Raw genomic sequence first — 17325 nt, forward strand, 5'->3', positions numbered from 1 at the left:
GACGCGGCTCAGTAGTGGACCACCGAACGGATCGACTTGCCTTCGTGCATCAGGTCGAAGGCTTCGTTGATCTTGTCCAGGTCCATGGTGTGGGTGACGAACGGTGCCAGTTCGATATCGCCCTTCATCGCGTCCTCCACCATGCCCGGCAACTGGCTGCGGCCCTTCACGCCGCCGAAGGCAGTGCCCATCCATTTGCGCCCGGTCACCAGCTGGAACGGACGGGTGGAGATCTCCTGGCCCGAACCGGCCACGCCGATCACCACGCTCTGGCCCCAGCCACGGTGCGCGCATTCCAGCGCCGCGCGCATCACGTTGACGTTGCCGATGCACTCGAAGCTGTGGTCCACGCCCCAGGTGGTCATCTCGACGATGACCTGCTGGATCGGCTTGTCGTAGTCCTTCGGGTTGATGCAGTCGGTGGCGCCGAATTCGCGCGCCAGTTCGAACTTGGACGGGTTGGTGTCCACCGCGATGATGCGGCCGGCCTTGGCCTGGCGCGCACCCTGGATCACCGCCAGGCCGATGCCACCCAGGCCGAACACCGCCACGCTGTCGCCCTCCTGCACCTTGGCGGTGTTGTGCACCGCGCCGATGCCGGTGGTGACGCCACAACCGAGCAGGCAGACGTGCTCCGGGTTCGCGTCCGGATTGATCTTCGCCAGCGAGACTTCGGCCACCACGGTGTACTCGCTGAAGGTCGAGCAACCCATGTAGTGGTACAGCGGCTCGCCGTTGTAGCTGAAGCGGCTGGTGCCGTCGGGCATCACGCCCTTGCCCTGGGTGGCACGCACCGACACGCACAGGTTGGTCTTGCCGCTCTTGCAGAACAGGCACTCGCCACACTCGGCGGTGTACAGCGGAATCACGTGGTCGCCGGGCTTGACGCTGGTCACGCCCTCACCGACCTCCACCACGATGCCGGCGCCTTCATGGCCCAGCACCACCGGGAACAGGCCTTCCGGATCATCGCCGGACAGGGTGAAGGCATCGGTGTGGCAGACACCGGTGTGGGTGATCTTGACCAGCACCTCGCCCTTCTTCGGCGGGGCGACGTCGATCTCGACGATCTGCAGCGGCTGGCCGGGACCAAAGGCGACGGCGGCACGGGACTTCATGGTGGCTTCTCCAGGATCAGGCGGAAAGGGAATGGCAGGACGATCGGCGCGATATGGCGCCGATGCTTATTTCAGGTACGAGCGGATCAACGCGCTCATGTCGCGCACGCGTTCGGCGCGTTGTTCGTCTGAGGCAGCGGGTTGCCCGAACTCCTCGCGCAGATGGGCCTCCATCACTTCGGACATCAGGCCATTGACCGCGCCACGGATGGCGGCGATCTGCTGCAGCACCGGCCCGCAGTCGGCACCGGCTTCCAGCGCGCGATCCAGCGCATCGCACTGGCCGCGGATGCGGCGCACGCGGGCCAGGACCTTCTTCTTCTCTTCGGGGGAGTGCGGCATGGCGGGGCCACTTCGGAACTATACTGGGGGATAGTATACACAGAGGGGCGAATGAAGCCATCTGGTGCTGCCGAGGCATGCCCCAGGGACAGATCAGCCCAGAATATGAATGAACAATAAATAGATTCATTTGTTACTTTTTCATGACGTAGGGTGTCGCATTCGCCCCTGCGTTTACCCCTGAGTCACATTGGCGTGACCAGGGAGAAATCATGTACCGACCGTTGTTCGCCCGCAGTCGCTTGTCTGTCGCGCTGGGTTCGGCATTGGTGCTGGTGGCCGCCGCACCGGCCATGGCGCAGCAGGCCGCCACGCAGGAACAGAAGGCCGAGCCCGCCAGCAGCAAGACCCCCGTGCAGCTGGACCGGATGACCGTCACCGGCTCGCGCATCTACCGCGCCGGTTTCGACACGCTCGAGCCCGCCGCGGTGGTCAGCCGTGAATCGATCGAGAACTATGGCGACACCAACCTCATCGATGCCCTGACCCGGATTCCCGGGGTCAGTGCCGGCGTCAGTTCGCGCGGCGACCAGGCCGGCTTCGGTGCAGGCGTCAACTTCGCCAGCAAGTTCGGGCTGGGCAGCAATCGCCTGCTGACCCTGGTCAATGGACGCCGCTTCGTCACCTCTACACCGCCCACCATCTTCGGAGCCGGCGGCGGCTCGGGCATCCAGGTCGACATGAACGCCATTCCCAGCGTCATGGTGCAACGCATTGAAAGCCTGAGCGTTGGCGGTGCCCCCACCTATGGCTCGGATGCGATCTCCGGCGTCAACAACATCATCCTGCGCGACCGGTTCGAGGGTGCCGAAGTCGAACTGGGCTACGGCAGGACCAGCAAGAACGACAACGAGCGCTACTCCTGGTCGGCCATCTTCGGTACCGACTTCGCTGATGGCCGTGGCCACATCGTGGTTGCCGCCGAGCTGGACAACGCCGATGGGGTGAACGCGCTGCAACGCGATTTCTACCGCCAGGGCTACAGCCTGCAGGCCAATCCCACGGCGGCCAATGCCACTGCCCAGCCCCTGCGCCGGCCGACCAATGATGGCCGCATCGACGGCAGCATTCCGTTCAACACCGGGCCCCGCGATGGTATCCCCGACCAGGTCTGGATCCGCAACCGGCGCATTGCCAGCATGACCTTCGGTGGCCTGGTGATGCCGGCAACCGGCAGCTACACGCGCAACGGCCTGGGCGACATCCTTGGCTTCGGCCCGAACAAAGACAAACTGTGGCAGTTCAACAACGAGGGCAAGCTGGTCGAGTTCAATCCCGGCACCAGCTACGCGGGCGGCAACGCTTCCGGCGGTGACGGCCTGAACCTGTTCGAGACGGTGCCGCTGATCGCCGACCTCGAACGACGCTCGGTATTCTCCACCGGCAGCTTCGACTTCACCGACAACGTGCGCGGTTTCTTCGAACTTTCGCGATACGAAGCGACCGCCCGCGAAACCCTCGACCAGAACGTCTACAACGCGGTGTCCTTCGGCAATGCGCGCCTGGACGGCGGCGGTACCGCCAGCGGTGCACTGACCTTCAGCGCCAGCAATCCGTTCCTCAGTGCGGAAACCCGCAAGATCCTCGCCGACAACGGCATCACCTCGTTCCGCCTGTCGCGATCTTCGCGCGATCTGTCGATGAACAACGCCAGCACCGAAACCCGCCTGACCCGTGCGGTGCTCGGCCTGAACGGCTTCTTCGAGGTCGGAAAGCGCAGCTTCAACTGGGAAGCCAGCGTCACCCACGGCCGCGGTGACTTCGACTACCTCGGCACCGGCCTGATCCAGCAGAACTTCATCAATGCGATCAACGTCACCACCGACGCCAGCGGGCGCATCATCTGTGATGCCACCCGCCCGGGCACCACGGCCGATGCGAACTGCCGCCCGCTGAATCTGTTCGGCGAGAACCAGGCGTCGCGCGAAGCCCTGGACTATGTCTCCACCCGGACCGTGGCCAAGGCGCAGACCCGCCAGACCGTCATCAATGCGTCGGTATCCGGCGGCCTGTTCGATCTTCCCGGCGGCGAGCTGTCCGCGGCGGCCGGCTTCGAACACCGCCGCGAAGAAGGCTCCTTCACCCCCAGCGAGTACCAGCGCCTGGGCCAGGGCCGTTCAGTGCCGACCCAGGCGGCGGAAGGCAAGTACCACACCAATGAAGTGTTCGCCGAAGTGCTGGCACCGCTGTTCAATCCCGACTGGGATATCCCGGTCCTGCATCGCCTGGACCTGACCGCCAAGTTCCGCCGCGTCGACAATTCCGTCGCCGGCGCGTTCAATGCGTTCACCTACGGCATCCAGTACGAACCGATCGCCGGCCTGCAGCTGCGCGGCAACAAGACCCAGTCACTACGCGCGCCCTCCATCGCCGAGCTCTACACCACCCAGCAGCCGGCCTACTACAACATCCCGGAAGTGTGCTCGCTGGACAACATCAGCGGCGGCTCAAATCCGGCGGTGCGTCGCCGCAACTGCCAGGCGTTCTTCGCCGCCTACCCGGGTGCCGATCCGAACACTTTCCGCCAGCAGCCGACCAATACGCTGGGTTCGACCAACGGCAGCACCCGCCTGCAGAACGAAACGGCGAAGTCGTGGACGGCCGGCATCGTGTTCGCCCCAGAATGGATCCCGGGCCTGCGCGTCGCCGCCGACTGGTATGACATCAAGATCAACAACGTGATCACGTCGCTGAGCGCCAACGACATCATCACCGGTTGCTTCGACACTGCCGACTTCAACGCCGCCAACGTCCCCAACGCCAACCGCTTCTGCAGCCTGGTGACGCGTGATCCGAACACCGGCGTGGCTACCAGCATCAAGACCGAGTATGGCAACGGCCCGGTGCTGATGTTCCGTGGCTGGACCGCCGAAGTCGGCTACCGTTGGGACCTGTCGCGCTTCGGCGTACTGGACCTGGACTTCTACGGCTACATGCCGAAGAACCGTGGCCAGGCCGCGAACCGGGACGTGCCGTTCGTCGAACAGGCGGGCAGCTTCAACGAGCCCAAGCGCCAGTTCCGTTGGACCGCCCAGCATCGCATCGGCAACTGGAACTACGGCGTGGCCTCCAACTACACCAGCCGCGCCCAGTACACGATGACCGATACCCCGGAAAGCCGTCAGTACTTCTACCGCGACAGCTGGACCACCTGGGACGCCAACGTCACCTACCGCATCACCGACGCCGCGCGCGTGACGTTGTCGGTGATCAACGTGGGCGATGACATCGGGCCGTTCCCGTATGTACTGGATGCACTGGGCCGTCGCTACATGGCCAGCCTGCGCTACAACTTCAAGTAGGCCTGGCGCAGCGTTTCCACAGGCGGGGCCCGGTGTACGGGCCCCGCTCAATCAAACAGACCTTGTTCCGCCAACCGGGTCAGCTCATCCACCACGTAGCGCACCTTCGGCCGCAGGTGGCGCGTCGGTGGCCACAGCGCATGGATGTCGATGTGCCGCTGCATGTGTTCGTCCAGCACCGATTGCTGCACGCCGGAATCGAGATGGCGGCGCACCAGTGAAATGGGCATCTGGCAGATGCCGAGGCCGGCGATGGCCGCTTCGATCACCGCGTCGCCATCATTGAGTTGATAGGGCGCACTGGGAATGAACGTTCCCTCGTCCTCCTCGCTGCCGATCCGCCACCAGATCGGTTGCCCGTGGCGGAAGCCGACGATGCTGCGGTGCTGCGCCAGTTCCTGCACCGTGCGCGGCACGCCATGCGCCTGCAGGTACGCCGGCGATGCGCAGGTGACCAGGCGCTGGCGCCCCAACCGGCGCGCGACCAGGTGCTCGGCCTGGTGCAGCCCACCGAAACGGATCAGCAGGTCGATGCCCTCTTCGACCGGATCGACGAAGTGATCGGTGAAGGTCATCGTCAACTGCAGGTCCGGATACTGGCGGCACAACCGCAGCAGCACCGGCAGCACCACCAGCCGCCCGAACGAGGACGGCATGTCGATGCGCAGCCGCCCGCTGGGCAGGCCCGCCGAACCCAGACAGGCCTCGGCCGCGGAGATTTCTTCCAGCGCCGCCGCACAGGAGGCGTAGTACGCCTCGCCATCAGTGGTCAGTGCGATGCGCCGCGTAGTGCGATGGAACAGGCGCACCCCCAGCCGCGCTTCCAGACGGGCGATGGCCTTGCCCACCGCCGAGCGCGAGATGCCCAGCGCGTCTGCCGCCTCGGTGAAGCTGCCCGAGCGTGCGGTCGTGACGAACGTCACCAGGCCATTCAAGGATTCCAGCGGCAGCATCGTTCGCACCCCATTGGGGACAAATAGTCCCCCACCAAGGGAGATCGAAGCGCTTTATGCGCCCGCATGTCAACTCCATCCTGTGTGCATCGCGCCGCTGGCGCTCTTCCCCGCACCGAGATGACCAACATGACCGCCGCCCTGTTCCGTCCGTTCGACCTGACAGGCATCGCCCTGCGCAACCGCATCGCGATGGCCCCGATGACCCGTGCCCGCAACCCCGGCTCGGTCGCCAATGAGCTCACCGCGCAGTACTACCGGCAGCGTGCCAGCGCCGGCCTGATCATCAGCGAAGGCACGCCGGTCTCGCCGCAGGGCCAGGGCTACATCGATGTGCCGGGCATCTGGTCGGCCGAACAGGTGGCCGGGTGGAAGCTCGTCACCGAGGCGGTGCATGCCGCGCAGGGCACGATGTTCGCCCAGCTCTGGCACGTCGGCCGCATGTCGCATGCCTCGCTGCAGCCCGGGGGTGGACAACCGGTCAGCGCCGGTACCCGCCCGGTGGCCAGCGCACCGAAGAACACCTCGTTCGTGTACCTGGACGACGGCAGCCGCGGCCATGCCGATCCCACCCCGGCACGTGCATTGGAGACCGCGGAGATCCCCGGCATCATCGACGACTTCGTACGCGGGGCGGACAACGCCATTGCCGCCGGCTTCGACGGCATCGAACTGCATGCCGCCAACGGCTACCTGTTCGAACAGTTCCTCAACCCGCTCATCAACCAGCGCGACGACCGCTACGGCGGCTCGCTGCCGAACCGCGCGCGATTGATCCTGGAGACGGTGGATGCGATGGCCCAGCGCATCGGCGCCCACCGCATCGGCGTGCGCCTGGCACCGAACAACCTCACCTTCGACATGCCGTACTACCCCGACAACGAGGCCACCTATCTGTACCTGGCCGAGGAACTGGGCAAGCGCGGGCTGGCCTATGTGCATCTCAACGACAACCTGCAGGCGGGGCAGTCGGTGCTGGGCGAGGCGTTCCTGCAGCAGTTCAAGCAGGTCTACGGTGGCACGTTGATCCTGGCCGGTGGCATGACCCGCGAACGCGCCCTGCAGCTGGTCGAGGCCGGCACCATCGACCTGGCCGCATTCGGCCAGCCGTTCATCGCCAACCCGGATCTGGTCGAACGCCTGCAGCACAACATCGCGCTGGCCACGCCCGACCGCAATACCTATTACGGTGGCGGCGAGGCAGGCTACCTCGACTACCCGCGCGCGCAGTAGAGCCACGCGATGCGTGGATGCGGGCGTACACTGCCCACCCGCATCCACCGGATCTGCCCATGGATACGCCCACCGCATCGTTCATCGTCAACCTCGATGTCCCCGATCTTGCCGCTGCCGAGGACTTCTACATCCGAGCCTTCGGCCTGAGCATCGGGCGCCGTCTAGGCCCGGGCGCCGTGGAGCTGCTCGGTGGGCCAACGCCGCTGTACCTGCTGCAGAACGAGGCCGGCAGCGCCGCCACCGAAGACGGCGACGTGCGCGACTACGAGCGCCATTGGACGCCGCTGCACCTGGACTGGGTGGTGGATGACATCGAAGCCGCACTGGTCCGTGCGGTTGCGGCCGGGGCGACGCTTGAGCAGTCCGTGCGCGAGCGTCGCTGGGGGCGCATCGCCGTGCTGGCCGATCCGTTCGGCCACGGCTTCTGCCTGATCCAGTTCAGTGGCGAAGGCTACGACGCGCTGGCCGAGTGACCGGCGCATCGTTCACCACGGCAACGGCGCCACTTCACCGTTGGCGCGCTCGCCGTAGTACAGCGACGGCAGCAGGCGCGAGAGGAAACTGAACTCCGTGTAGCAGTGCTTGAGCAGGCCCAGGCCGACCGCATCGCCGGCATCGCAGTGCGGATCGGTGCTGTCCAGGCCGAGCACGAAGCGGCTGCGCAGCACACAGCCAAACGGCGTATCGCGCGCCACGTGCAGCATCTGCCCGTCGCAGGGATCACCGTTTGCATCCAGGCGTACGTGGTCGCCAAAGCCGATGCGCGCGGCGATCACTGCCGATACATCGCCTGCATCCTGTGCCACCTGCAGGCGCTCGGGCACCAGCAACGTGCGCGGGTCATGGAACTTCAAACGCGCCGCCACCGGCGGAATATCGGCCAGCGATTCCACCGCGTGGATGCTGGCACCGTGGTAGCTGCGTCCGCGCTGCCAGGCCGCGTCCCAGCCGCGATGCTCGACATGATCGACCGGATGCCACCAGCGGATGTGCTGGGTGGTCTCGAAGAAGGTGAACCACCAGTCCAGCATGCGGCCCTTGCAGCCGTGCAGATCGGTACGCACCGCCACCAGCAGGGTGCCATCTTCGCGGCGCTGGATGCCGGTTTCCAAGCGCATCGGCGCCGGGTCGAGCAGATCGTGGTGGTCCAGCCAGGCGCGGGCGTTCACAGCGGTATCCATCGGGGTCTCCTGCATGTCGGGAGACCTGATAATACGGAAACGCTCTTCGTTTCTCAATTATCCGAATGCGGTAAGATGGGCGCAATGAACAGCACCACCCTGCCCGAGCCACCCTCACCAATCCGCCGCCGCGGCCGCCCTGCGCGGCCGGAAGCCGAAGTCCGCCACGCCGTGCTGCAGGCCACGCTGGAGCTGCTGCTGGCACAGGGTTACGAGGCCACCACCATCGAAGCGGTGGCGGCGCACGCCGGGGTAGCGAAGAAGACCGTGTACCGCCACGCCAGCAACCGCGAGGAACTGGTCGGGTTGGCCGTGCGCGAGTGGACCGACGGCTTCGCGCCGCAGTTGCAGCGCGATGCGCACGACGCCGACGAGGTGATGCCGTTGCTGCAGGCCATCCTGCACGCGGTGTGCGCGCAGGCACTGTCGGCGCAGGCAGTGCAGGTATTCCGCCTGCTGGCCACCGACTTTCCCGGCAAGGACGCGCTGCTGCAGGCCTATCTGGACAATGGCATCGAACGCGGCCGTGCGCTGCTGGCCGACTGGCTGGCGCGTCAGCAGCAGCGCGGGCTGCTGCGCGAGGGAGATGCCGCGTGCATGGCACGGCTGATCCTGGCGATGGCCGTGGCCGAGCCGCTGCGCGAACGCGTGATCGGTGTGGTGGCCGAGGATGCGCCGGTAGAGGTGCATCTGCGTGATTGCCTGGAATTGTTGGCACCCGTACTGCAGGTGCCGTAGCCGGCCGCATCCACGCATGGCGAGGTTCTACCGGCAGCGCTTCGGATCAGGTCACGCCTGCACGTAGGGCATTTCGCTGTCGATACCGTCGAACGCGATCAGCTGCAGCAGCGGCTGCACGTCCTCGTCACTGATCTCACCCGCAGTGATGTCATCCACGCGTGCATACAACGCCTCCAGCGCCGCTACCTGGTCCCCTCGCAGCCAGCCACGATGGGTACCGAGCCAAGCCTGCAGATTGGTTCCGATATCGCCCTCCGAAAGCAGCGACTCCTCTTCCTCCAGCTCCACCACCGCTTCGGCCATCTTGCGGAACAGGAAGTCCTGGAAGTTCGCGGCCAGCAGATCGGCGCGATCATCGTCATGCCAGACCAGCAGCACCGGCGAATCGCTGGAACCCGGTGCATTGGTCCAGAAACAGTAATGATCACCCGCGCCGGTGCGCGCGAACGGCAGCAGTTTCAGGTCATCGCGCAGCGGGTTGTAATGATCTTCGGTAGTCAGATCTTCCCACGCTGCGCGCAGTTCGCTCGGCTCGATCGGTTCATAGTCGTTGGCATACAGCAGTACCGGCGGCTGCGGCTGCACCTGCGGGAACACCGTGCGGTACCAGTTCGGGCCCTGCTCGCCCCAGCTGAAACGGTTGCCTTCCACCAGCTGGCGGAACAACGGCGGGAAGGTCTGGCCGGAAGCCTGTTCGAGATCGGCGAGCATGCTCAATGACGTCCTTTTGTTGAGAAGACTCACTCTAGCGGGTGAACGCCATCCACGCATGGCGTGGATCTACCCGGAAAGCTCTCGTTGGAGCCGGTCATTGGACGGCACTGCACCATCCACCGCGATTCACTCGCGCAGCATATCCACGAACGCACGCAGCGCACCGGGCATCTGCCGCTGCTTCGGGTAGTACAGCGCGAAGCCGGCGAACGGTTCGCTCCAGTCTTCCAGCACCGCCACCATCTGCCCCGATTCGATGTAGGGCCGCGCGGTGTCTTCCAGCACGTAGGCCAGGCCGATGCCATCGAGTACCGCGCCGACCACAGTGCCCTGCTCGCCCAGCGTCAGCCGTCCGGGCACGTCGATCTCCAGCGCCTGCCCACCGCGCTCGAACTGCCACTTGTACAGATGCCCGCTGGCGAAGCGGAAGCGGATGCATTCGTGTGCAGCGAGATCGCGCGGATGCTGTGGCGCAGGATGCCGCCGCAGATACTCCGGCGAGCCGACAATCAGCCCGCGCAGTGGTGGCCCCATCGGCACTGCCACCATGTCCTCGGGTACGAACTCGTGCAGGCGCACGCCGGCGTCGTAGCCCTCGGCGACGATGTCGACCAGGCCGTCGTTCTCGGTCAGCTCCACCCGCACGTCGGGATGGGCGTGCAGGAAGCGCGCCAGCCGTGGTCCCAGCTGTGTCGCCACCGCCGCACGGGTGGCATTGATGCGCAGCAGGCCGGCCGGTGCGGCACGGAACTGGTTCATCTCCTCCAACGCATCGTGCACCTGCCCCAAGGCCGGCTGCAGGCGCTCCAGCAGGCGCTGCCCGGCCTCGGTCAGGGCCACGCTGCGGGTGGTGCGATGGAACAGGCCCACCCCCAACCGTTCTTCCAGCGCGCGGATCGCATAACTCACCGCCGAGGTCGACAGCGCCAGCTCGGCGCCGGCACGGCGGAAGCTGCGGTGGCGGGCGACTGCGGCGAACGCGGCCAGGTGGGAGAGATTGTCAGTGGCCATGATTGTGCAGTTTCACTTGATGAATCATGCCGATATCCGGGCTTTTTGCCACTGGGTACGGGGCGTATTGTAAAGCGCCTTTCGACAAACCCTGCCAAGGATTCCCCATGTCCCTCGCCCGTGGTTACGCCGCCCATTCACATACCGACCCGCTGATCCCCTACGAGTTCGAACGCCGCGCCGTCGGCCCGGACGATGTACGTATCGAGATCCTCTACAGCGGCATCTGCCACTCCGACCTGCACCAGGCCCGCGACGACTGGGGTGGCTCGATCTACCCGATGGTGCCGGGCCACGAGATCATCGGCCGCGTCACCGAGGTCGGCAGCAACGTCACCCGCTTCAAGGTGGGCGACCACGCCGGCGTGGGCTGCATGGTCGACTCGTGCCGCCACTGCGACGCCTGCGAGCACGACCTGGAGCAGTACTGCGCCGAAGGCGCGACCTGGACCTACAACGGCCGTGAACGCGAAAGCGGCGCGCCGACCTACGGTGGCTATTCCGACCACGTGGTGGTCGAGCAGCGCTTCGTGGTGAAGGTGTCCGAAACGCTGGACCTGAAGGCCGCCGCCCCGCTGCTGTGCGCCGGCATCACCACCTGGTCGCCGCTGCGCCACTGGAAGGTCGGCCCGGGCCAGAAGGTCGGCGTGATCGGCCTCGGTGGCCTCGGCCACATGGGCGTGAAGTTCGCCAAGGCCCTCGGCGCGCACGTGGTGATGATCACCACCACGCCGGAAAAGGGTGCCGATGCCAAGCGCCTGGGCGCCGATGAAGTGCTGGTCTCGCGCGATGCCGCGCAGATGAAGGCGCACGCCGGCAGCTTCGACTTCCTGCTCAACACTATTCCGGTTGGCCATGACACCAACCCGTACATGGGCCTGCTCAAGCGCGAGGCCACCATGTGCCTGGTCGGCGTGCTGACCGAACTGGATCCGCCGCTGACCGGCGGCAGCGTGATCTTCGGCCGCAAGCACCTGACAGGCTCGGCGATCGGCGGCATGGCCGAAACCCAGGAAATGATGGATTTCTGCGCCGAGCACGGCATCGTCAGCGATGTCGAGATGATCGACATCAAGAACGTCAACGAAGCCTGGGAGCGCATGGCGAAGAACGATGTGCGCTACCGCTTCGTGATCGACATGGCGACGATGAAGAACGCCGCCTGATCGATCGGCGACTGTGAACGAAGAACCCCGGCACTGCCGGGGTTTCTTGTTTGCGTTGCACGGCCCGTCCGCCGGGCCATGCCCGGCGAGCGAAGCGGTTGCCTCCCTCCTTGGGCATGACGAAGATCAAGGACCCGGCCACCAGCCGGGCGCAGACTCGCTGCATGGCCCGCCTGCCCTCCCCTGCGATGCTGATGCGCGCGCCGCACCGGCTGCTGTTCTTCATCGGCGCCAGCAACCTGCTGCTGGCAATGCTGTGGTGGGCGTTGTGGCTGGGCGCATTGCGCGGGTTGTGGACGCCGCAGCCACCGCCGCTGCCTCCGGCCTGGCTGCACGCGCTGCTGATGCAGTACCTGGTACTGCCCAGTTTCATCTTCGGCTTCCTGCTCACCGTGTTCCCGCGCTGGCTGGCACAGCCGGAGCTGCCACGCAGCCGTTATGCGCCGGTCGGCATCGGCCTGTTTGGTGGGCAGGCGTTGCTGATTGCCGCCGCCTGCGGGTGGACACCCGGGCTGTGGCCCGGCCTGCTGCTGGCACTGGCCGGCTGGAGCGCCGGACTGATCGTGCTGGGACGCGTGCTCAAGGCCGCCGGTCCCAACCGCAACTGGCATGCGCGCGCCTGCTATGCCGCACTGCTGCTGGGCTGGCTGGGGCTGCTGCTGTTCATGGCGGTGGGGCGCGGCCACGCCATGCTGATGCCGGTCACGGTGGCACTCGGCACCTTCGGCCTGCTGCTACCGGTCTACCTCACCGTCGCGCACCGGATGATCCCGTTCTTCGCCAACAACGTGGTGGATGGCTATGTGGCGTGGCGCCCGCTGCGCTGGTTGGCTGCGATGTGGGCGCTGCTGATGCTGCGCCTGCTGTTGAGCGCGTTGCAGGTCGACCACCTGCTGTGGCTGGCCGATGCGCCGCTGCTGATGTTGTCGCTGCAGGCGCTATGGCACTGGTGGCCACGCGGGCCGATGCCGGGCCTGCTCGCGGCCCTGTTCCTGGCACTGGCGTGGCTGCCGATCAGCTTCGCGTTGTATCTGCTGCAGGACATCGGCCAGATGCTGGGCCATCCGCAACTGCTCGGCCGCGCGCCGCTGCATGCCCTCGCCGTGGGCCTGTTCGGCAGCCTGCTGGTGGCGATGGTGACCCGGGTCACCCAGGGCCATTCCGGCCGACCGCTGGTGATGCCGGCAGTGGCCTGGTTTGCGTTCGTCGCGCTGCAGGCGGTGGCGATCATGCGCATCGCTGCCGAACTGATGCCCGACGCCCATGCGTGGCATTTCGCCGCAGCCATCGGCTGGTTGCTGGCCTTGGCACCGTGGGTGGCGCGGCTGGGCTGGATCTACCTGTGCCCACGGCGCGACGGCAAGCCGGGCTGACATCACCGCTGGGCATGGCACCATGGTGGGCATGTCCGATATCCCGTTCGATCCCACCGCAATCACCACCTTCGCCGATGGCGACCCTGAGGAGAATCCCTGGGTTCTCGGCGCGCCGCAGCCGGAAGCGCTGCAGGTGGTGCCCTGGTCCACGCTGTGGGCCGACCAGTTCGAGCAGCAGCGCACGCAGCTGCAGGCGACACTCGGCAACACCGCGCTGGGCATTGAACATGTCGGCTCCACCGCGGTGCCGGGCCTGCCGGCCAAACCGGTACTGGACATCGACCTGCTGGTTGCCGATCCCGCCGACGAAGCGGCCTGGCTGCCAGCGCTGCAGGCACTGGGCTACGTGCTTACCATCCGCGAACCCTCGTGGTACCAGCACCGCATGCTGCGACTGGACGTGCCGCGCGTGAACCTGCACGTGTTCGCACCTGGTTGCGCCGAGCACCTCCGCCACTGCTTGTTCCGCGATTGGCTGCACAGCCATGAAGATGACCGCAGGCGCTATGCACAGGCCAAGCAGGCAGCACTGCAGGGCAATGCCAACGTGCAGGCCTACAACCGCAGCAAGCAGGATGTGGTTCGCGGCATCTACGCGCGCCTGTTCGCAGCGCGCGGGTGGTGACGCAACGGCAGGTGCCGGCCCCGGTTGGCACCCGCCGGAACAGTGTCAGTACGCGAACTCGCGGAACACCGGATCGACGTCGCCGTGCCAGCGGCCATGGAACAGCGCCAGCTTGCGTTCGGCCGGGGTCAGGCCGGACTCGACGATCTCCTGCAGCACGTCCAGGAACTTGCTCTCGTCCTGGCCGTCGGCATTGCGCGCCGCGCGGCGCTTGAGGCCTTCGACGGAAATCTTCACCGCTTCACGGGCCAGGTCGCGCACGCTGCCAGTGCGGAACGGCAGGTTCATCGCATGCTTCGGCACGCCGTCGCGCAGTGCATGGCGCTCGGCCAGGGTGAAATCCCGTACCAGGTCCCAGGCCGCATCCAGTGCGGTGTCGTCGTACAACAGGCCCACCCAGAATGCCGGCAGCGCACACAGGCGGCTCCACGGGCCACCGTCGGCACCGCGCATTTCCAGATACTTCTTCAGGCGCACTTCCGGGAACGCGGTGGTCATGTGGTCCGACCAGTCGCGCAGCGTCGGCAGCGCGCCCGGCAGCACCGGCAGCTTGGCCTGCATGAAATCGCGGAAGCTCTGCCCGCTGGCGTCGTGGTAGATGCCATCGCGGTAGGAGAAATACATCGGCACGTCGAGCAGGTAATCGACATAGCGCTCGTAACCGAAGCCATCCTCGAACACGAAGTCGAGCATGCCGGTGCGGTCGGCGTCGGTGTCGGTCCAGATGTGCGAGCGGTAGCTCAGGTAGCCGTTCGGCTTGCCTTCGGTGAACGGCGAATCGGCGAACAGCGCGGTGGCGATCGGCTGCAGCGCCAGCGACACGCGGAACTTCTTCACCATGTCCGCTTCGGTGGCGTAATCCAGGTTCACCTGCACCGTGCAGGTGCGGGTCATCATGTCCAGGCCCAGCGAGCCGACCTTGGGCATGTAGGCGCGCATGATCTTGTAGCGGCCCTTCGGCATCCACGGCATCTCATCGCGCTTCCACTTCGGCTGGAAGCCCATGCCGAGGAAGCCGAGCTGCAGCTCACCTGCCACCTGTGCCACTTCGTTGAGATGGGTGCCGGTCTCCACGCAGGTCTGGTGGATGGTCTCCAGCGCCGCGCCGGACAGTTCCAACTGGCCCGCCGGTTCCAGCGTGACCGAGGCACCATCGCGCAGCAGGGCGATCGTGTTGCCGTTCTCCTGCACCGGCTCCCAGCCGAAGCGGACCAGGCCGTTGAGCAGTGCCTCAATGCCGCGCTCGCCCTCGAAGGTCGGCGGGCGCAGGTCATCCAGGCGGAACCCGAACTTCTCGTGCTCGGTGCCGATGCGCCACTGCGCGCGGGGTTTCTCGCCGGAGGCGATCACCTCCACCAGCTGCGAGCGGTCGGTAATGGGTGTATCGGCGACGTGGCTGGGGCTCGACAAGGGGAAGGCTCGCTGGACAGTGGCGGGGGATGTGGGGCCCGGGGCCTTCCATCGCAAGGGCGCACTATAGCGTGGCGACCCGTTGCGTCATGCGACGGAGACGGTTTTCAGCATCCTACCGACGCCCTCTTGACCCTCGTACACTCGGGGCCATGAGCCGCCATTCACGACACCCCGAACTGCACCGCTCCGAGCGCGTCGGCTGGCTGCGTGCCGCCGTGCTGGGGGCCAACGATGGCATCGTCTCGGTGGCCGGCCTGGTGGTCGGCGTGGCCGCCAGCGGCGCCTCCGCGGCGACCATTCTGGCCACCGGCGTGGCTGGCACCGTGGCCGGCGCGATGTCGATGGCCGCTGGAGAGTATGTCTCCGTGCAGACCCAGGCCGACACCGAAGATGCCGACCTGGCGATGGAAAAGCGCGAACTGCACGAAGATCCGCACAGCGAGCTGGAAGAGCTGGCCGCGATCTACCGCCACCGCGGCCTGGAGCCGGCGCTGGCGCGGCAGGTGGCCGAGCAGCTCACCGCCCACGACGCACTGGGCGCCCACGCCCGCGACGAGCTGGGCATCACCGATACCCTGCGCGCGCGCCCGCTGCAGGCAGCGCTGGCCTCGGCCGGCGCCTTCACCTGTGGTGCGGCACTGCCGGTGCTGACCGCGCTGCTCGCGCCGGTCGACAAGGTCGCGATGATGACCACCGCCAGCACCCTGCTCGGCCTGTGCCTGACCGGCGCGATGGCGGCCCAGGCCGGCGGCGCACCGCCGGTACGCGGCGCGATCCGGGTGATGTTCTGGGGCGCGTTGGCGATGGCCGCGGCCGCCGGCGTCGGTCGCCTGCTCGGCGCACACGTGACATGACCGCCATGCTGCCCCCGGCCACCGCACTGCTGGCCGAGATGGCCAGTCTGGCAGGCTGTGAGCGCGCCGAAGGCTATGCCTGCATCACCGCCCGTCGCGAGCATGGCGCCAGCTCGGTGGAGATTCCGCAACCGCAGTTCGCGATCCTGCTGGAGGGCCGCAAGCAGGTGCGCACCGCGCACCAGTCGCTGGAATTCATCCCCGGCGACATCCTGCTGCTGACCCAGCGCTGCCGGATCGATGTGGTCAACACGCCCGACCCGGGGACCGGCCGCTACCTCAGTGCCATCGTGCCGCTGTGTGCCGAAGTGCTGGCGGCCGCACGCACGCTGTGGAGCGAGGACCTTCCCGCCCCTGGCCAGGCGATGGCACGTCTGCCGTTGATCGACCATGGCCCGGTGCTGCGGCAGTGGCGGCAATCGCTGCAGGACGGCCGCTACAGCGAGGCACGATTGGCCCTGGCCTCGCTGGTGCTGACCCTGTGCCGGCAGGGCCACGGCAACCTGCTGCTGCCGCAGGCGCCGAGCCTGGGCGAACAGATCCGCGACCGCATCGCCGCCGAACCGGCACGCGACTGGCAATCGCGTGATGTGGAAGAACAGTTCGCGCTGAGCGGTGCGACCCTGCGTCGTCGTCTCGCCGCCGAGGACACCAGCCTGCGCCAGCTGCTCACCGAGGCCCGGCTGGCGCATGGCATGCAGCTGCTCTACACCACGGACCTGCCATTGAAGACCGTCGCAGCACGCGCGGGCTACCGGTCTGCGGCGAGTTTCAGCAAGCGCTTCGCCGAGCAGTACGGACTGGCTCCCACAGACATTTGAGGGGGTTCGGCAGGGCTGCGCCCTGCACCCGCAGAGGCAACGGCAACGGCCGAAGCAACAGCAACAGCAACAGCGGCTATCCGAGGGATGGCGGGGCGGTGTCGGAGTGCGGGGACGCTGCAAGTACGTCCCTGTAAGCTTGGCAGCCGCATCCATGCGGCTGACACCCCGCACTCCGACACCGCCCCACCTCTGACAGATCTCCGCGGCTGTTGGTAGGTGTCGACCTTGGTCGACACATCTGTCAGATATCGAATGAGTCATCCACGCATGGCGTGGATCTACTGTGTCGACCAAGGTCGACACCCACCAGAGCAGTTTGCCGTTCCAACAGATCGCAGAAAACTGTCGAAGGCGGGGTGGGTCCGGTTGCGGGGGCGTGAGCCGCATGGATGCGGCGACCGAGCTTACATGGACGTACTTGCAGCGGCCCCCGCAACCGGACCCACCCCGCCATCCCACGGATAGCCCG

General features: G+C 66.5%; 16 protein-coding genes. 9 read left to right on the forward strand and 7 right to left on the reverse strand.

The features are described from left to right. Positions 1–8: 8 nt before the first annotated feature. Positions 9–1118 (reverse strand): S-(hydroxymethyl)glutathione dehydrogenase/class III alcohol dehydrogenase, encoded by a 1110-nt coding sequence (locus tag ACZK4Z_RS19105; protein ID WP_012512082.1) that lies wholly within the window; start codon positions 1116–1118, stop codon positions 9–11. A gap of 66 nt (positions 1119–1184) precedes the next feature. Continuing rightward, positions 1185–1460: a formaldehyde-responsive transcriptional repressor FrmR gene (gene frmR, locus ACZK4Z_RS19110; RefSeq protein ID WP_005411009.1), complete on the reverse strand. Its 276-nt coding sequence runs from the start codon at positions 1458–1460 to the stop codon at positions 1185–1187. A 212-nt stretch (positions 1461–1672) separates the two neighbouring features. Here frmR and ACZK4Z_RS19115 point away from each other — a divergent pair, with 212 nt between their 5' ends. Further along, the gene (locus ACZK4Z_RS19115) at positions 1673–4762 is read left to right on the forward strand and encodes a TonB-dependent receptor domain-containing protein (protein ID WP_478450168.1); all 3090 of its coding nucleotides are present in this window, start codon (positions 1673–1675) and stop codon (positions 4760–4762) included. A gap of 47 nt (positions 4763–4809) precedes the next feature. Here ACZK4Z_RS19115 and ACZK4Z_RS19120 read toward each other — a convergent pair whose 3' ends face one another. Further along, entirely contained in the window at positions 4810–5715 is a 906-nt protein-coding gene (locus ACZK4Z_RS19120; RefSeq protein WP_478450991.1) for a LysR family transcriptional regulator, read from the reverse strand. A gap of 129 nt (positions 5716–5844) precedes the next feature. Between ACZK4Z_RS19120 and ACZK4Z_RS19125 the strand changes: the two genes are divergently transcribed. Continuing rightward, complete coding sequence (locus ACZK4Z_RS19125) at positions 5845–6948, forward strand: alkene reductase (protein ID WP_253143904.1); 1104 nt, start codon at positions 5845–5847, stop codon at positions 6946–6948. Between the two features lie 59 nt (positions 6949–7007). Further along, positions 7008–7424 (forward strand): VOC family protein, encoded by a 417-nt coding sequence (locus ACZK4Z_RS19130; protein ID WP_253143902.1) that lies wholly within the window; start codon positions 7008–7010, stop codon positions 7422–7424. A gap of 12 nt (positions 7425–7436) precedes the next feature. Here the strand turns inward: ACZK4Z_RS19130 and ACZK4Z_RS19135 are convergent, their stop codons facing one another. Then, positions 7437–8132, reverse strand: a complete 696-nt coding sequence (locus ACZK4Z_RS19135; RefSeq protein ID WP_253143900.1) for a DAPG hydrolase family protein — start codon at positions 8130–8132, stop codon at positions 7437–7439. A 75-nt stretch (positions 8133–8207) separates the two neighbouring features. Here ACZK4Z_RS19135 and ACZK4Z_RS19140 point away from each other — a divergent pair, with 75 nt between their 5' ends. Next, complete coding sequence (locus ACZK4Z_RS19140) at positions 8208–8870, forward strand: TetR/AcrR family transcriptional regulator (RefSeq protein ID WP_049421841.1); 663 nt, start codon at positions 8208–8210, stop codon at positions 8868–8870. A gap of 51 nt (positions 8871–8921) precedes the next feature. Here ACZK4Z_RS19140 and ACZK4Z_RS19145 read toward each other — a convergent pair whose 3' ends face one another. Beyond that, a complete protein-coding gene (locus ACZK4Z_RS19145; RefSeq protein ID WP_253143898.1) occupies positions 8922–9584 on the reverse strand; it encodes an SMI1/KNR4 family protein in 663 nt (220 codons plus the stop codon). A 129-nt stretch (positions 9585–9713) separates the two neighbouring features. Further along, positions 9714–10598, reverse strand: a complete 885-nt coding sequence (locus ACZK4Z_RS19150) for a LysR family transcriptional regulator (protein ID WP_125895894.1) — start codon at positions 10596–10598, stop codon at positions 9714–9716. Between the two features lie 107 nt (positions 10599–10705). Here ACZK4Z_RS19150 and ACZK4Z_RS19155 point away from each other — a divergent pair, with 107 nt between their 5' ends. From ACZK4Z_RS19155 to ACZK4Z_RS19165, 3 genes are all read left to right on the forward strand, one after another. Continuing rightward, complete coding sequence (locus ACZK4Z_RS19155; RefSeq protein ID WP_032129891.1) at positions 10706–11764, forward strand: NAD(P)-dependent alcohol dehydrogenase; 1059 nt, start codon at positions 10706–10708, stop codon at positions 11762–11764. Positions 11765–11880: 116 nt separating this feature from the next. After that, positions 11881–13137, forward strand: a complete 1257-nt coding sequence (locus ACZK4Z_RS19160) for an NnrS family protein (RefSeq protein WP_125895895.1) — start codon at positions 11881–11883, stop codon at positions 13135–13137. A 31-nt stretch (positions 13138–13168) separates the two neighbouring features. After that, a complete protein-coding gene (locus tag ACZK4Z_RS19165; RefSeq protein ID WP_260467383.1) occupies positions 13169–13765 on the forward strand; it encodes a GrpB family protein in 597 nt (198 codons plus the stop codon). A gap of 45 nt (positions 13766–13810) precedes the next feature. Here ACZK4Z_RS19165 and ACZK4Z_RS19170 read toward each other — a convergent pair whose 3' ends face one another. Continuing rightward, positions 13811–15175, reverse strand: a complete 1365-nt coding sequence (locus tag ACZK4Z_RS19170; RefSeq protein ID WP_032129893.1) for a glutamate--cysteine ligase — start codon at positions 15173–15175, stop codon at positions 13811–13813. Between the two features lie 152 nt (positions 15176–15327). On the opposite strand from ACZK4Z_RS19170, the gene ACZK4Z_RS19175 reads away from it, so the two are divergent. Both ACZK4Z_RS19175 and ACZK4Z_RS19180 read left to right on the forward strand, forming a co-directional pair. Continuing rightward, positions 15328–16032: a VIT1/CCC1 transporter family protein gene (locus tag ACZK4Z_RS19175; RefSeq protein ID WP_032129894.1), complete on the forward strand. Its 705-nt coding sequence runs from the start codon at positions 15328–15330 to the stop codon at positions 16030–16032. After that, entirely contained in the window at positions 16029–16853 is an 825-nt protein-coding gene (locus ACZK4Z_RS19180; RefSeq protein ID WP_049400270.1) for a helix-turn-helix transcriptional regulator, read from the forward strand. The genes ACZK4Z_RS19175 and ACZK4Z_RS19180 overlap by 4 nt, the downstream gene beginning before the upstream one ends. Positions 16854–17325 lie beyond the last annotated feature (472 nt).

The sequence above is a fragment of the Stenotrophomonas sp. 71799_Sma genome (assembly GCF_056482505.1).

Excerpts from the sequence above, each read along its gene's own strand:
- ACZK4Z_RS19105 (WP_012512082.1), bottom strand. The coding sequence starts at position 1,118 with ATGAAGTCCCGTGCCGCCGTCGCCTTTGGTCCCGGCCAGCCGCTGCAG.
- frmR (WP_005411009.1), bottom strand. The coding sequence starts at position 1,460 with ATGCCGCACTCCCCCGAAGAGAAGAAGAAGGTCCTGGCCCGCGTGCGC.
- ACZK4Z_RS19115 (WP_478450168.1), top strand. The coding sequence starts at position 1,673 with ATGTACCGACCGTTGTTCGCCCGCAGTCGCTTGTCTGTCGCGCTGGGT.
- ACZK4Z_RS19120 (WP_478450991.1), bottom strand. The coding sequence starts at position 5,715 with ATGCTGCCGCTGGAATCCTTGAATGGCCTGGTGACGTTCGTCACGACC.
- ACZK4Z_RS19125 (WP_253143904.1), top strand. The coding sequence starts at position 5,845 with ATGACCGCCGCCCTGTTCCGTCCGTTCGACCTGACAGGCATCGCCCTG.
- ACZK4Z_RS19130 (WP_253143902.1), top strand. The coding sequence starts at position 7,008 with ATGGATACGCCCACCGCATCGTTCATCGTCAACCTCGATGTCCCCGAT.
- ACZK4Z_RS19135 (WP_253143900.1), bottom strand. The coding sequence starts at position 8,132 with ATGGATACCGCTGTGAACGCCCGCGCCTGGCTGGACCACCACGATCTG.
- ACZK4Z_RS19140 (WP_049421841.1), top strand. The coding sequence starts at position 8,208 with ATGGGCGCAATGAACAGCACCACCCTGCCCGAGCCACCCTCACCAATC.
- ACZK4Z_RS19145 (WP_253143898.1), bottom strand. The coding sequence starts at position 9,584 with ATGCTCGCCGATCTCGAACAGGCTTCCGGCCAGACCTTCCCGCCGTTG.
- ACZK4Z_RS19150 (WP_125895894.1), bottom strand. The coding sequence starts at position 10,598 with ATGGCCACTGACAATCTCTCCCACCTGGCCGCGTTCGCCGCAGTCGCC.
- ACZK4Z_RS19155 (WP_032129891.1), top strand. The coding sequence starts at position 10,706 with ATGTCCCTCGCCCGTGGTTACGCCGCCCATTCACATACCGACCCGCTG.
- ACZK4Z_RS19160 (WP_125895895.1), top strand. The coding sequence starts at position 11,881 with ATGACGAAGATCAAGGACCCGGCCACCAGCCGGGCGCAGACTCGCTGC.
- ACZK4Z_RS19165 (WP_260467383.1), top strand. The coding sequence starts at position 13,169 with ATGTCCGATATCCCGTTCGATCCCACCGCAATCACCACCTTCGCCGAT.
- ACZK4Z_RS19175 (WP_032129894.1), top strand. The coding sequence starts at position 15,328 with ATGAGCCGCCATTCACGACACCCCGAACTGCACCGCTCCGAGCGCGTC.
- ACZK4Z_RS19180 (WP_049400270.1), top strand. The coding sequence starts at position 16,029 with ATGACCGCCATGCTGCCCCCGGCCACCGCACTGCTGGCCGAGATGGCC.